Annotated in this window: 12 protein-coding genes; all 12 read right to left on the minus strand. The window is 71.4% G+C overall.

Annotated features, from left to right (window positions below; all coding sequences use genetic code 11):
* Positions 1-105: 105 nt before the first annotated feature.
* Entirely contained in the window at positions 106-1,314 is a 1,209-nt protein-coding gene (gene metK, locus ACWGJO_RS32660) for a methionine adenosyltransferase (protein ID WP_359897416.1), read from the minus strand.
* A 152-nt stretch (positions 1,315-1,466) separates the two neighbouring features.
* Positions 1,467-2,696, minus strand: coding sequence for a bifunctional phosphopantothenoylcysteine decarboxylase/phosphopantothenate--cysteine ligase CoaBC (gene coaBC, locus ACWGJO_RS32665; protein ID WP_452189313.1), 1,230 nt, complete (start codon positions 2,694-2,696; stop codon positions 1,467-1,469).
* Between the two features lie 269 nt (positions 2,697-2,965).
* On the minus strand, positions 2,966-3,232 hold the full coding sequence (gene rpoZ / locus ACWGJO_RS32670; RefSeq protein WP_030240625.1) for a DNA-directed RNA polymerase subunit omega: 267 nt from the start codon (positions 3,230-3,232) through the stop codon (positions 2,966-2,968).
* A gap of 37 nt (positions 3,233-3,269) precedes the next feature.
* Entirely contained in the window at positions 3,270-3,827 is a 558-nt protein-coding gene (gmk, locus tag ACWGJO_RS32675; protein ID WP_452189314.1) for a guanylate kinase, read from the minus strand.
* A gap of 49 nt (positions 3,828-3,876) precedes the next feature.
* Positions 3,877-4,203 (minus strand): integration host factor, actinobacterial type, encoded by a 327-nt coding sequence (gene mihF, locus ACWGJO_RS32680; RefSeq protein ID WP_030056187.1) that lies wholly within the window; start codon positions 4,201-4,203, stop codon positions 3,877-3,879.
* A 349-nt stretch (positions 4,204-4,552) separates the two neighbouring features.
* Positions 4,553-5,386, minus strand: a complete 834-nt coding sequence (gene pyrF, locus ACWGJO_RS32685; protein WP_380453397.1) for an orotidine-5'-phosphate decarboxylase — start codon at positions 5,384-5,386, stop codon at positions 4,553-4,555.
* A gap of 32 nt (positions 5,387-5,418) precedes the next feature.
* Positions 5,419-6,522, minus strand: a complete 1,104-nt coding sequence (locus ACWGJO_RS32690) for a quinone-dependent dihydroorotate dehydrogenase (protein WP_359897420.1) — start codon at positions 6,520-6,522, stop codon at positions 5,419-5,421.
* A gap of 141 nt (positions 6,523-6,663) precedes the next feature.
* The gene (gene carB / locus ACWGJO_RS32695) at positions 6,664-9,972 is read right to left on the minus strand and encodes a carbamoyl-phosphate synthase large subunit (protein ID WP_452189317.1); all 3,309 of its coding nucleotides are present in this window, start codon (positions 9,970-9,972) and stop codon (positions 6,664-6,666) included.
* Entirely contained in the window at positions 9,965-11,122 is a 1,158-nt protein-coding gene (gene carA, locus ACWGJO_RS32700) for a glutamine-hydrolyzing carbamoyl-phosphate synthase small subunit (RefSeq protein ID WP_359897424.1), read from the minus strand. Before carA ends, carB begins: the two co-directional genes overlap by 8 nt.
* The gene (locus ACWGJO_RS32705; protein WP_387691973.1) at positions 11,119-11,682 is read right to left on the minus strand and encodes a PH-like domain-containing protein; all 564 of its coding nucleotides are present in this window, start codon (positions 11,680-11,682) and stop codon (positions 11,119-11,121) included. The genes carA and ACWGJO_RS32705 overlap by 4 nt, the downstream gene beginning before the upstream one ends.
* Complete coding sequence (locus ACWGJO_RS32710) at positions 11,682-12,986, minus strand: dihydroorotase (protein ID WP_380542689.1); 1,305 nt, start codon at positions 12,984-12,986, stop codon at positions 11,682-11,684. Before ACWGJO_RS32710 ends, ACWGJO_RS32705 begins: the two co-directional genes overlap by 1 nt.
* Positions 12,983-13,960: an aspartate carbamoyltransferase catalytic subunit gene (locus tag ACWGJO_RS32715; RefSeq protein WP_452189320.1), complete on the minus strand. Its 978-nt coding sequence runs from the start codon at positions 13,958-13,960 to the stop codon at positions 12,983-12,985. The genes ACWGJO_RS32710 and ACWGJO_RS32715 overlap by 4 nt, the downstream gene beginning before the upstream one ends.
* Between the last annotated feature and the right edge of the window lie 2 nt (positions 13,961-13,962).

A 13,962-nucleotide genomic window follows, 5' to 3' on the forward strand; every position in this document is an offset into this window, starting at 1 on the left:
GCCCACCCCCGTTCGGGGGTGGGCGCCGCTTCAGGCGCTACGGACGCACGGGCCGCGGGCGCGCGCGCCACTGGCGACGAGCCGCGGGCGCGGGCGCCGCGGACGTCAGTCCTGGACGGCGGCCTTCAGCTGCTCCACCCGGTCGGTGCGCTCCCAGGTGAACTCCGGCAGCTCACGGCCGAAGTGGCCGTACGCCGCGGTCTGCGAGTAGATCGGGCGCAGCAGGTCCAGGTCGCGGATGATCGCGGCCGGACGCAGGTCGAAGACCTCGGAGACGGCCTTCTGGATGGTGAGGACCGGCACGGTCTCGGTGCCGAAGGTCTCCACGAACAGGCCGACCGGCTCGGCCTTGCCGATCGCGTACGCGACCTGCACCTCGGCGCGGCGGGCGAGGCCGGCGGCGACGATGTTCTTCGCCACCCAGCGCATCGCGTACGCGGCCGAGCGGTCCACCTTGGACGGGTCCTTGCCGGAGAAGGCGCCGCCGCCGTGACGGGCCATGCCGCCGTAGGTGTCGATGATGATCTTGCGGCCGGTGAGGCCGGCGTCGCCCATCGGGCCGCCGATCTCGAAGCGGCCGGTCGGGTTGACCAGCAGGCGGTAGCCCTCGGTGGTCAGCTTGATGCCCTGCTCGGCCAGCGCCTTCAGCTCCGGCTCGACCACGAACTCGCGGATGTCCGGGGTGAGCAGCGACTCCAGGTCGATGTCACTGGCGTGCTGGGTGGAGACGACGACGGTGTCCAGGCGGACGGCCTTGTCGCCGTCGTACTCGATGGTGACCTGGGTCTTGCCGTCGGGGCGCAGGTAGGGGATGGTCCCGTTCTTGCGCACCTCGGTCAGGCGGCGGGAGAGGCGGTGCGCCAGGGTGATCGGCAGCGGCATGAGCTCGGGCGTCTCGTCGGACGCGTAGCCGAACATCAGGCCCTGGTCACCGGCGCCCTGCTTGTCCAGGTCGTCCTCGTCGCCCTCGACACGGGCCTCGTACGCGGTGTCGACGCCCTGCGCGATGTCGGGCGACTGGGCACCGATGGACACCGAGACGCCGCAGGAGGCGCCGTCGAAGCCCTTCTTGGAGCTGTCGTAGCCGATCTCCAGGATCTTGTCCCGGACGAGCTGGGCGATCGGCGCGTACGCCTTGGTGGTCACCTCGCCGGCCACGTGCACCTGACCGGTGGTGATGAGCGTCTCCACGGCGACCCGGGACGTCGGGTCCTCCCGCAGGAGAGCGTCAAGGATGGTGTCGCTGATCTGGTCAGCGATCTTGTCGGGGTGTCCCTCGGTCACGGACTCCGAGGTGAACAGGCGGCGAGACACAGCGCTCCCTGGGGTTGCAGCGGCTGCTGACTGAAGTTCCCCGGGGCGACCCGGGGAACTCCGGAAAGACTTGATTCCTGGAGTCTAACGGTCTGGTTCCGCCGAACGTCACCCGCTTCAGGAATTCTCGACCGCCGCACGAGCGGTTCTGATCAGTTGCCGCCCGTTTCCAGCCGCTTTGCGACCAGATCCCAGACCACGTCCGCGAGCGCCTCCTTCGGGCCCACCGGAACGGCCGTCTCACTGCCGTCCGAGCCCAGTACCACGGCCTCGTTGACGTCCGCGCCGAAGGCCTTGCCGTTGCCCACCTCGTTCACCACGAGCAGGTCACAGCCCTTGCGGGCGAGCTTGGCCCGACCGTTGGCGAGCACGTCGTCGGTCTCCGCCGCGAAACCCACCACGAGTTGACCCGAACGGGCCCGGTGGGCCGACAGTTCGGCCAGGATGTCCGGATTGCGGACCAGGGCGACGGGCGCCGGCTCGACGCCCTCGACCTTCTTGATCTTGCCGGTCGCGTACTCGGCGGGCCGGAAGTCCGCCACCGCCGCGGCCATCACCACAACGTCCGCGTCCTGGACCGCCTTCAGCGCCGCCTCGCGCAGCCCCAGCGCGGTCGACACGTGCACCACGTCCACGCCGGCCGGGTCCGGCAGCTCGGCGTTGGCCGAGAGCAACGTCACCCGGGCCCCGCGCGCCGCGGCCGTCACGGCGAGCGCGTAGCCCTGCTTGCCGGAGGAGCGGTTGCCCAGGTAGCGCACCGGGTCCAGCGGCTCGCGGGTGCCGCCGGCCGAGACCACCACGTGCCGGCCCGCCAGGTCGGTCGGCACCGCCCCGCCCCGGCGCAGCACGGCCCGGCAGGCCTCGAAGATCGCCGACGGCTCGGGCAGCCGGCCCTTCCCGGTGTCCTTGCCGGTCAGCCGCCCGACGGCCGGCTCCAGCACGATCACGCCCCGGCGGCGCAGCGTGGCCACGTTGTCCCGGGTGGCCGGGTGCTCCCACATCTCGGTGTGCATGGCGGGCACCACCACGACCGGACAGCGGGCGGTGAGCAGGGTGTTGGTGAGCAGGTCGTCGGCGAGGCCGTGGGCGGCCTTGGCGATCAGGTCGGCGGTGGCCGGGGCGACCACCACCAGGTCGGCCTGCTGCCCGATCCGCACGTGTGGCACCTCGTGCACGCGCTCCCAGGTCTCGGCGGCGGCCGGGCGGCCGGACAGTGCCGCCCAGGTCGCCTCGCCGACGAAGTGCAGCGCGGCGGCGGTCGGCACGACGGTGACCTGGTGGCCGGACTCGGTGAAGCGGCGCAGCAGCTCGCACGCCTTGTACGCGGCGATCCCGCCGCTCACGCCGAGGACCACGCGGGGGGCGTCCGCACTCAGGGTCATCTACCGGCCTTTCTCCGCCTCGGGAACGCATCGGGAACGCGTCGGGAACGCGTCGCGGCCGTGCCGCGAACGCGCCCACCCTACGGCCCCCGGGTCGGCCCCCGCACCGCGCCCTGCCCTCCGGCGAACACCGGAGGGTCGCCGGCGAGCACCGAAGGGCGGTCGGAGAACCTCGAAGAGCCGTCGGGGAACACCCGAGGCCCGCCGGGAACGCCGAAGGGCCCGGCGGAAACGATTCCGCCGGGCCCTTCCGAAATTCTGCGACTGCCTCAGGCAGCCTCGATCGCCTCGGCGGTCAGCATGCCCGCGTTGATCTCGCGCAGCGCGATCGACAGCGGCTTCTCGTGCACGTGGGTGTCGACCAGCGGGCCGACGTACTCCAGCAGGCCCTCGCCGAGCTGGGAGTAGTACGCGTTGATCTGGCGCGCGCGCTTGGCGGCGTAGATCACGAGGCTGTACTTGGAGTCGGTGGCCTCGAGCAGCTCGTCGATCGGCGGGTTGATGATGCCCTCGGGCGCGGTCATGGAAGAGGACACGCTAAAACCTTCCGAAAGGGTGGAAAAGACAGACAGGTCAGGCTACACCGAGCAAGGCTAGCAGTTCGGCCGCTACCTGCTCGACGGAGGTGTTGACAAGGGTCGTATCGAACTCGGGCTCGGCCGCGAGCTCGACCTTGGCCGCCTCCAGCCGCTTCTCGATCACGTCCTGCGGCTCGGTGCCCCGGCCGGTCAGCCGGCGGACCAGCTCGTCCCAGCTCGGCGGAGCCAGGAAGACCAGCTGCGCCTCGGACATCGACTCGCGCACCTGCCGGGCGCCCTGGAGGTCGATCTCCAGGAGTACCGGCTCGCCGCGCTCCAGCTTCTCCTGCACGGCCGCACGCGGGGTCCCGTAACGGTTCCCGGCGAACTCGGCCCACTCCAGCAACTCGCCGTTGGCGACCAGCTTGTCGAACTCGTCGTTGTCGACGAAGTGGTACTGGACCCCGTTCTTCTCGCCCGGCCTCGGGCGCCGGGTCGTCGCCGACACCGAGAGCCAGACCTCGGGGTGCATCTTCCTCATATGAGCGACGACCGTGCTCTTGCCGACCCCCGAAGGGCCGGAGAGCACGGTCAGCCGCGGACGCTCACTCATGCACCGATTATCCCGGATCGCGGGGGATCCTGGGACCACGGGGGCACGGTCAGGCGGCGCCACCGCCGAACTCCCGCTCCAGGGAAGCGATCTGGTTCGTACCGAGGCCGCGGACACGCCGGCTCTCGCTGATGCCGAGGCGCTCCATGATCTGCTTGGCACGGACCTTGCCGACGCCCGGAAGGGACTCCAGCAGAGCCGAGACCTTCATCTTGCCGATGACGTCGTTGTCGGCCTTTCCGGCCTTGATCACCTCGTGCAGGGAGGCGCCGGAGTGCTTGAGCCGGTTCTTGACCTCGGCGCGCTCCCGGCGAGCCTCGGCGGCCTTGGCGAGCGCGGCGGTGCGCTGTTCAGGGGTAAGGGGCGGAAGGGCCACGCCGTTCACCTCAGGGTGTGGATGGATGGATTGAGCTAGGACTGGTTCGGTACCGAGGACACCGTCCGCAAGGGGAACCACAAGGCCCTGACCTGCGGGAGCCGCGGAAATAGCGGCTCGCCGATGACCTATCGCCGGACACTACCCGGATTGCGGCGCCACGTCAGGAAAAGAACACGAAAAGTCCTGGTCAGCCAAGGCCGACCAGGACTTTCCAGGGCAAAATGACCGCGATTGCGAGACTTTGGCGGTGCCGATGTGACGGCGCTCACGTCGCTTCCGCGGCCACCGCGCGGTCCTGCGGACACTCCGCAGGGTCACCGCACGGCTACCTGAAGGACGGGTTCCGCTACTTGACGGCGTCCGCGAACTCGCCGACGAAGCGCTCCGCCGCCTCCCGCAGCGCCGGCACCGAGGGGCCGTGCTTGAGCACGTCCCGGCTGACGCTCGGCACCACGTTGATCACCGAGGCGCCGAACACCCGCGGCAGGTCGGCCATGGTCGCGCCCTGGGCGCCGATCCCGGGGGCCAGCAGCGGGCCGTTGATGGCCAGTTCCACGCCCGCATCGGCCAGCGTCGCGCCGACCACCGCGCCGAAGGAGCCGAGCGGCGCGGCGCCCTCGTTCTCGGCCGCCAGCTGGCGCAGCACCGAGGCCGCGACCGGCTCGCCGTCCGCGCCCACCGCGCGCTGCACCTCGGCGCCCTCCGGGTTGGAGGTGAGCGCCAGCGCGAACACGCCGCAGCCCTGCTCCCGGGCCAGGTCCAGGGCCGGGCGCAGCGAGCCGAAGCCCAGGTACGGGCTGACCGTCACCGCGTCCGAGAACAGCGGGCTGCCCGGCGACAGGAAGGCCTCGGCGTACGCGGCCATGGTGGAGCCGATGTCACCGCGCTTGGCGTCCATCAGGACCAGCGCGCCGGCCGCCCGGGCCTCCTCGACGGTCTTCTCCAGCACCGCGACGCCCTTGCTGCCGAAACGCTCGAAGAAGGCCGCCTGCGGCTTGAGCACGGCCACCCGGTCGGCCAGCGCCTCGACCACGGTGCGGCTGAAGGTCTCCAGCCCGGCGAGGTCGTCGCCGAGCCCCCAGGCGGCGAGCAGGGAGGCGTGCGGGTCGATGCCGACGCAGAGCTGGCCGCGGGTGTCGAGGGCCTGGCGCAGCCGGGCGCCGAACGGGGCGAGGGTCATGTCGTCTCTTTCCGGAGGGGTGGGGAGGGGGTTCAGGAGCTGCGCACGGCGCTGCCGACGGCGTCGGCCAGGCTGCGGAAGCCGCCCGCGCGGACCTTGGCGGACAGGCCCTTGTGGATCCGCCGGCACCAGAACGGGCCCTCGTAGATGAAGGCGCTGTAGCCCTGGACCAGGTCGGCGCCGTGGACGATCCGCTGCCAGGCGTCCTCGGCGGTCTCGATGCCGCCGACCGAGACCAGGGTCAGCCGGCCCTCGGTGCGGGCGCGCAGCCGCTGGAGCACCTCCAGGGCACGGGCCTTGAGCGGGGCGCCGGACAGGCCGCCCATGCCGATCTCCGCGACCCGCCCGGCGTCGGTGCGCAGGCCCTCGCGGCCGATCGTGGTGTTGGTGGCGATGATGCCGTCCAGGCCCAGCTCCAGCGCGAGGTCGGCGACCGCGTCGACGTCCTCGTCGGCCAGGTCGGGGGCGATCTTGACCAGCAGCGGCACGCGGTGGGCGGTGCTGCGGTCGGCGGCCTCGCGAACGGCGGCGAGCAGCGGCCGCAGGTGGTCCACGGCCTGGAGGTTGCGCAGCCCGGGGGTGTTCGGCGAGCTGACGTTGACCACCAGGTAGTCGGCGTACTTGGCCAGCCGCTCGGTGGACTTCACGTAGTCGGCGACGGCGTCGGCCTCCTCGACCACCTTGGTCTTGCCGATGTTGACGCCGATCACCGGGGTGGAGCTGGTGTGCGGGCGGGCGGCCAGCCGGGCCGCGACCCGGGCCGAGCCCTGGTTGTTGAAGCCCATCCGGTTGATCAGCGCGCGGTCCTCGACCAGGCGGAACAGCCGGGGCGCCGGGTTGCCGGGCTGGGGCTCGCCGGTGACGGTGCCGATCTCGACGTAGTCGAAGCCGAGCATCGACAGGCCGTCGATGCCGACGCCGTTCTTGTCGAAACCGGCCGCCAGGCCGAACGGGCCGGGCAGGTCGAGGCCGAGGGCGCGGGTGCGCAGGGCCCGGTCGCGCGGGGCGAGCACCAGCCGCACCAGGGTGCGCAGGCCGGGCACCGAGGAGCCGAGGCGGATCCAGAAGAAGGCGAGGTGGTGGGCCTTCTCGGGGTCCATCTTCTTGAAGACCAGGTCGAACAGAAGCTTGTACAAGGGTGGTTCAACTCCCGGAGCGGAGAGAGCAGATGGGCGCGGGCGCCGCCCGTCGGAGGAAAGGTGGCGGTGGGTGGCGGGCGGGGCGGTCATGGCAGTGGGGGGCACCCGGCTGTTCCGGTGCCCCCCACTGCGGTGGTGCTACTTGCGGCCGGCGTTGATCAGCTCGGCGTGCTCCTGGAGCGACATCACCCCGACCTCGTCGCGCAGCAGCGCGTCCATGCCCTGCACGGCCGCGCCCATCGCCTGGACGGTGGTCAGGCAGGGCACCGCGCGGGCCACGGCCGCGGTGCGGATCTCGTAGCCGTCGAGGCGGCCGCCGGTGCCGTACGGCGTGTTGATGATGAGGTCGACCTCACCGTCGTGGATCAGCTGGACGATGGTCCGCTCGCCGTTCGGGCCCTCGCCCTCGCTGTGCTTGCGCACCAGCGTGGACGGGATGCCGCCGCGCTGGAGCACCTCGGCGGTGCCGGCGGTGGCGAGCACCTCGAAGCCGAGGTTGACCAGCGCGCGGGCCGGGAAGACCAGGTTGCGCTTGTCCCGGTTGGCCACCGAGACGAAGACCTTGCCCTTGGTCGGCAGCGCGCCGTACGCACCGGACTGCGCCTTCGCGTAGGCGGTGCCGAACACCTTGTCGATGCCCATGACCTCACCGGTCGAGCGCATCTCCGGGCCGAGCACCGTGTCCACCCCGCGGCCGTGGATGTCGCGGAAGCGGCTCCACGGCATCACGGCCTCCTTGACCGCGATCGGCGCGTCGGCGGGCAGCGTGCCGCCGTCGCCCTCGGCCGGGAGCAGGCCCTCGGCGCGCAGCTCGGCGATGGTGGCGCCGAGCGAGATCCGGGCGGCGGCCTTGGCCAGCGGCACGGCGGTCGCCTTGGAGGTGAACGGGACGGTGCGGGAGGCGCGCGGGTTGGCCTCCAGCACGTAGAGGATGTCGCCGGAGAGGGCGAACTGGATGTTGATCAGACCGCGGACGCCGACACCGCGCGCGATGGCCTCGGTGGAGGTGCGCAGGCGCTTGATGTCGTGGCCGCCGAGGGTGATCGGGGGCAGCGCGCAGGCGGAGTCGCCGGAGTGGATGCCGGCCTCCTCGATGTGCTCCATGACGCCGCCGAGGTAGAGCTCGGTGCCGTCGTAGAGCGCGTCGACGTCGATCTCCACCGCGTCGTCGAGGAAGCGGTCGATGAGCACCGGGTGCTCGGAGATCAGGCCGGCGTGGCGCTCCAGGTAGGAGGCGAGCGAGGCCTCGTCGTAGACGATCTCCATGCCGCGGCCGCCGAGCACGTAGGACGGGCGGGCGAGCACGGGGTAGCCGATCTCGTCGGCGATCGCCTTGGCCTCCTCGAAGGAGAAGGCGGTGCCGTGCTTGGGGGCCGGCAGGCCGGCGTCGCGCAGGACGCGGCCGAAGGCGCCGCGCTCCTCGGCAAGGTCGATCGCCTCGGGCTGGGTGCCGACGATCGGCACGCCGTTGTCCTTGAGCGCCTGGGCCAGGCCCAGCGGGGTCTGGCCGCCGAGCTGGACGATCACACCGGCGAGCGGGCCGGCCTGCTGCTCGGCGTGGACGATCTCCAGCACGTCCTCCAGGGTGAGCGGCTCGAAGTAGAGCCGGTCGGAGGTGTCGTAGTCGGTGGAGACGGTCTCCGGGTTGCAGTTGACCATGACGGTCTCGTACCCGGCCTCGGCGAGCGCGAAGGAGGCGTGCACGCAGGAGTAGTCGAACTCGATGCCCTGGCCGATGCGGTTCGGGCCGGAGCCCAGGATGATCACGGCGGGCTTGGTGCGCGGGGCGACCTCGTTCTCCTCGTCGTAGGACGAGTAGAAGTACGGGGTCTTGGCGGCGAACTCGGCGGCGCAGGTGTCGACGGTCTTGAACACCGGGCGGATGCCGAGGGCGTGGCGCACCTCGCGGACCACGTCCGGCTTCAGGCCGCGGATCTCGCCGATCTGCTGGTCGGAGAAGCCGTGCCGCTTGGCGTGGCGCAGCAGGTCGGGGGTGAGCTCGGCGGCCTCGGCCAGCTCGCCGGCGATCTCGTCCAGCAGGAAGAGCTGGTCGACGAACCACGGGTCGATCTTGGTGTGCTCGAAGACCTCCTCCGGGGTGGCGCCGGCCCGGACGGCGTCCATCACGGTGTTGATCCGGCCGTCGGTCGGCACGACCGCCTTGGCCAGCAGCTCCGCCTTGTCGCCGACGGGGCCGGTCCAGGAGAACTGGGAGCCCTTCTTCTCCAGCGAGCGCAGCGCCTTCTGGAGCGCCTCGGGGAAGTTGCGGCCCATGGCCATGGCCTCGCCGACGGACTTCATGGTGGTGGTCAGGGTGGCGTCGGCGCTCGGGAACTTCTCGAACGCGAACCGCGGCACCTTGACGACGACGTAGTCGAGGGTCGGCTCGAAGGAGGCCGGGGTCTGCTCGGTGATGTCGTTGGGGATCTCGTCCAGGGTGTAGCCGACGGCCAGCTTGGCGGCGATCTTGGCGATCGGGAAGCCGGTGGCCTTGGAGGCGAGCGCCGAGGAGCGGGAGACCCGCGGGTTCATCTCGATGACGATGACCCGGCCGTCCTCGGGGTTGACCGCGAACTGGATGTTGCAGCCGCCGGTGTCGACGCCGACCTCGCGGATGACGGCGATGCCGATGTCGCGCAGGATCTGGTACTCGCGGTCGGTGAGGGTCATCGCCGGGGCGACGGTGATCGAGTCACCGGTGTGCACGCCCATCGGGTCGAAGTTCTCGATGGAGCAGACGACCACGACGTTGTCGTTCTTGTCGCGCATCAGCTCCAGCTCGTACTCCTTCCAGCCGAGGATGGACTCCTCCAGGAGCACCTCGGTGGTCGGCGAGAGCGTCAGGCCCTGGCCGGCGATGCGGCGCAGGTCCTCCTCGTTGTGGGCGAAGCCGGAGCCGGCGCCGCCCATGGTGAAGGAGGGGCGCACGACGACCGGGTAGCCGCCGAGCGTGTCCACGCCGGCCAGCACCTCGTCCATGGTGTGGCAGATGACCGAGCGGGCGGACTCGCCGTAGCCGATCTTGGCGTTGACGGCCTCGACGACGCCCTTGAAGAGCTCGCGGTCCTCGCCCTTGTTGATCGCCTCGACGTCGGCGCCGATCAGCTCGACGCCGTACTTCTCCAGCGTGCCCGCCGCGTGCAGCGAGATCGCGGTGTTGAGCGCGGTCTGGCCGCCCAGGGTCGGCAGCAGCGCGTCGGGGCGCTCCTTGGCGATGATCTTCTCGACGAACTCCGGGGTGATCGGCTCGACGTAGGTGGCGTCGGCGATCTCCGGGTCGGTCATGATCGTGGCCGGGTTGGAGTTGACCAGCACGACCCGCAGGCCCTCGGCCTTGAGGACCCGGCAGGCCTGCGTACCCGAGTAGTCGAACTCGGCGGCCTGGCCGATCACGATCGGGCCGGAGCCGATCACCAGGACGGACTTGATGTCACTGCGCTTAGGCACGCTGGCCCTCCATGAGCTTCACGAAGCGGTCGAACAGGTAGGCGGCGTCGTGCGGACCGGCGGCCGCTTCGGGGTGGTACTGCACGCTGAAGGCGGGGACGTCGAGCGCCTGCAGGCCCTCGACCACGTCGTCGTTGAGGCAGACGTGGGAGACCTCGACCCGCCCGTAGGGGGTGTCGCTCACCTTGTCCAGCGGGGCGTTCACGGCGAAGCCGTGGTTGTGGGCGGTCACCTCGACCTTGCCGGTGGTGCGGTCCTGCACCGGCTGGTTGATGCCGCGGTGGCCGTACTTGAGCTTGTAGGTGCCGAAGCCCAGGGCGCGGCCGAGGATCTGGTTGCCGAAGCAGATCCCGAAGAACGGGGTCCCGCGCTCCAGCACGCCCTGCGCGACGGCGACCTGGTGGTCGGCGGTGGCCGGGTCGCCCGGGCCGTTGGAGAAGAAGACGCCGTCCGGGTTGACGGCGTAGACGTCCTCCAGGGTGGAGTTGGCCGGCAGCACGTGCACCTCGATGCCGCGCTCGGCCATCCGCTGCGGGGTCATCGCCTTGATGCCGAGGTCCAGCGCGGCGACGGTGAAGCGCTTCTCACCGATCGCGGGCACCACGTACGGCTCGGTGGTGGCGACCTCGGCGCACAGGTCGGCGCCCTTCATCTCGGGCGACTGCTGCACCCGGGCGAGCAGCGCGGCCGGGTCGGCCAGCGCCTCGCCGGAGAAGATGCCGCAGCGCATCGCGCCGCGCTCGCGCAGGTGGCGGGTCAGCGCGCGGGTGTCGATGCCGCTGATGCCGACGACGCCCTGGTTGACGAGCTCCTCGTCGAGCGGGCGCAGGGAGCGCCAGTTGGAGGCGACCCGGGCGGGGTCGCGCACGACGTAGCCGGCGACCCAGATCTGCTTGGACTCGTCGTCCTCGTCGTTCCAGCCGGTGTTGCCGATCTGCGGGGCGGTCATCACGACCACCTGGCGGTGGTACGACGGGTCGGTGAGGGTCTCCTGGTAGCCGGACATGCCGGTGTTGAAGACCGCCTCGCCGAAGGTCTCGCCGATGGCGCCGTAGGCCTGTCCGCGGAAGGTCCGGCCGTCCTCCAGGACGAGCACGGCAGGCACTCGTTCCCGCCGTTGGCGCTGCGTGGTGGGGGCAGGTGCGGTCATTGCGCGGCCTCTTCCGTCTTCGTCTTCGTACGTGTTGCGAGTTGAGCGATCGCCTCGACCCAGGCGGCGTGCTCGTCGGGGTGGTCGGCCCGGAAGCCGGAGTCCAGCTCGGTGCCCTCGTGCGCCCAGCTGACGACGAGCAGCCCGGAGGGGACGACCTTGCCGGCGATCCCGGAGTCCGTGCGGGCACCGGTCAGGTGCTCGGCCGGGATCCAGAAGTCGACGTCACCGGGGCGCTGCACCAGCAGGCCGTTCTCGCCGAGGGTGAGGTCGGCGCGGCTGCGGGTGCCCAGGCCGTGGGCGACGACCCGGTCGAGCCAGTTCCCGGCGGTGGTCGTGCCGTGGTACCGGCCGCTGGTCTCCAGGATGGTGCGCCCGGCGCGGTCCGGCACGGCCGGCAGCGGCGGGATGCCGGACTGCAGGGTGCGCCGCCAGTTCCAGCCCTGGCGCATCAGCCAGTAGATCAGGCCGATCACGATCAGCAGGCCGACGGACCAGCCGATGTAACCGGGCCAGTCGGTGACCTTCGCCTGCTCCTGGGCGAGCGTGGCGTGGAGCATCACTCCGTGCCGCCCTGCTCGGCGAGCTCCCCGGCCAGCACGGTGGCGCGCCCGCGCAGGAAGGTGGCGTGCACCCGTCCGGGCAGGTCCAGGCCCTTGTAGGGGGTGTTGCGGCTGCGGGTGGCGAAGCTGTCCGGGTTCACGGCTCCACGGTACGCGGGATCGAACAGCACCAGGTTGGCGGGCTCACCCACCGAGATCGGCCGGCCGTGGCCGCTGAGACGGCCGATCCGGGCCGGGCGGTGCGACATCCGGTCCGCGACGGCCTCCCAGTTCAGCAGGCCGGTGTCGACCATGGTCTGCTGCACGACCGACAGCGCGGTCTCCAGGCCGACCATGCCCATCGCGGCCACGGCCCACTCGCAGTCCTTGTCCTCGGCCGGGTGCGGCGCGTGGTCGGTGGCGACGGCGTCGATGGTGCCGTCGGCCAGCGCCTTGCGCAGCGCCTGGACGTCCTCGGCGGTGCGCAGCGGCGGGTTCACCTTGTACACCGGGTCGTAGGTGCGGACCAGCTCGTCGGTGAGCAGCAGGTGGTGCGGGGTGACCTCGGCGGTGACGTCCCAGCCCTTGGACTTGGCCCAGCGGACGATCTCGACCGAGCCGGCGGTGGAGAGGTGGCAGACGTGCAGCCGGGAGCCGACGTGCGCGGCGAGCAGCACGTCGCGGGCGATGATCGACTCCTCGGCGACGGCCGGCCAGCCGCCGAGCCCGAGCTCGCCGGAGACCTGGCCCTCGTTCATCTGGGCGCCCTCGGTCAGCCGCGGCTCCTGGGCGTGCTGGGCGACGACGCCGTCGAAGGCCTTGACGTACTCCAGGGCGCGGCGCATCAGCACCGCGTCGTCCACGCACTTGCCGTCGTCGGAGAAGACCCGGACGCCCGCGGCGGACTCGTGCATCGCGCCGAGCTCGGCGAGCTTCTTGCCCTCCAGGCCGACGGTGACGGCGCCGACCGGCTGCACGTCGCAGTAGCCGGACTCCTGGCCGAGCCGCCAGACCTGCTCGACCACGCCGGCGGTGTCGGCCACCGGGGTGGTGTTGGCCATCGCGTGCACGGCGGTGAAGCCGCCCATCGCGGCGGCCCGGGTGCCGGTGAGCACGGTCTCGGCGTCCTCGCGGCCGGGCTCGCGCAGGTGGGTGTGGAGGTCGACCAGGCCGGGCAGGGCGATCAGCCCGGTGGCGTCGATCTCGATGTCCGCCTCGACCGTCAGGCCGGTGCCGATCTCCTGGATCACGCCGTCGGCGAGGTGGAGGTCCTGCGGGGCGCCGCCCAGGATCTTGGCGTTGCGGATCAGGTAGCTGGTCACTGGGCGGTCTCCACGGAGTCGGTGCGGGCGGTGTCGGCGAGGGTGGCTCCGCCGAGCAGCAGGTACAGGACGGCCATCCGGACGGAGACGCCGTTGGCGACCTGCTCGATGGCGGTGCAGCGCGGCGAGTCGGCGACCTCGGCGGTGATCTCCATGCCGCGGACCATCGGGCCGGGGTGCATCACGATCGCGTGGTCCGGCAGCTGGGCCATCCGGCGGCCGTTCATGCCGTAGCGGCGGCTGTACTCGCGCTCGGTCGGGAAGAACGCGGCGTTCATCCGCTCGCGCTGCACCCGCAGCATCATCAGCGCGTCCGTCTTGGGCAGCACGGCGTCGAGGTCGTAGCTGACCTCACAGGGCCAGTTCTCGACCCCGATCGGCAGCAGCGTGGGCGGGGCGACGAAGGTGACCTGCGCGCCGAGGGTGTTCAGCAGGTGGACGTTGGAACGGGCGACCCGGCTGTGCAGGACGTCGCCGACGATGGTCACCCGGCGCCCGGCCAGGTCGTTGGCGCTGCCCGGGTTGAGGTGGCGGCGCATGGTGAAGGCGTCGAGCAGCGCCTGGGTGGGGTGCTCGTGGGTGCCGTCACCGGCGTTGATCACACTGCCGTGCAGCCAGTCGGACTGGGCCAGCCGGGCCGGCGCGCCGGAGGCGTGGTGGCGGATGACCACCGCGTCGGCGCCCATCGCCTGGAGGGTCAGCGCGGTGTCCTTGAGGCTCTCGCCCTTGGAGACCGAGGAGCCCTTGGCGGAGAAGTTGATGACGTCGGCCGAGAGGCGCTTCTCGGCGACCTCGAAGGAGGTCTTCGTCCGGGTGGAGTCCTCGAAGAAGAGGTTGACGACGGTGCGGCCGCGCAGCGTGGGCAGCTTCTTCACGGCCCGGCCGGAGAGCTGGGCGAGCTCCTCGGCGGTGTCCAGGATCAGCAGCGCGTCGTCGCGGCTGAGATCGGCGGCGGAGACGAGGTGGCGCTTCACGC

This window comes from Kitasatospora sp. NPDC054795, assembly GCF_053611565.1.

Bases quoted from the DNA above. Each gene is read 5' to 3' on its own strand.
- coaBC (WP_452189313.1), bottom strand. From the start codon at position 2,696: ATGACCCTGAGTGCGGACGCCCCCCGCGTGGTCCTCGGCGTGAGCGGC.
- pyrF (WP_380453397.1), bottom strand. From the start codon at position 5,386: ATGACCCTCGCCCCGTTCGGCGCCCGGCTGCGCCAGGCCCTCGACACC.
- ACWGJO_RS32705 (WP_387691973.1), bottom strand. From the start codon at position 11,682: ATGCTCCACGCCACGCTCGCCCAGGAGCAGGCGAAGGTCACCGACTGG.
- gmk (WP_452189314.1), bottom strand. From the start codon at position 3,827: ATGAGTGAGCGTCCGCGGCTGACCGTGCTCTCCGGCCCTTCGGGGGTC.
- carA (WP_359897424.1), bottom strand. From the start codon at position 11,122: ATGACCGCACCTGCCCCCACCACGCAGCGCCAACGGCGGGAACGAGTG.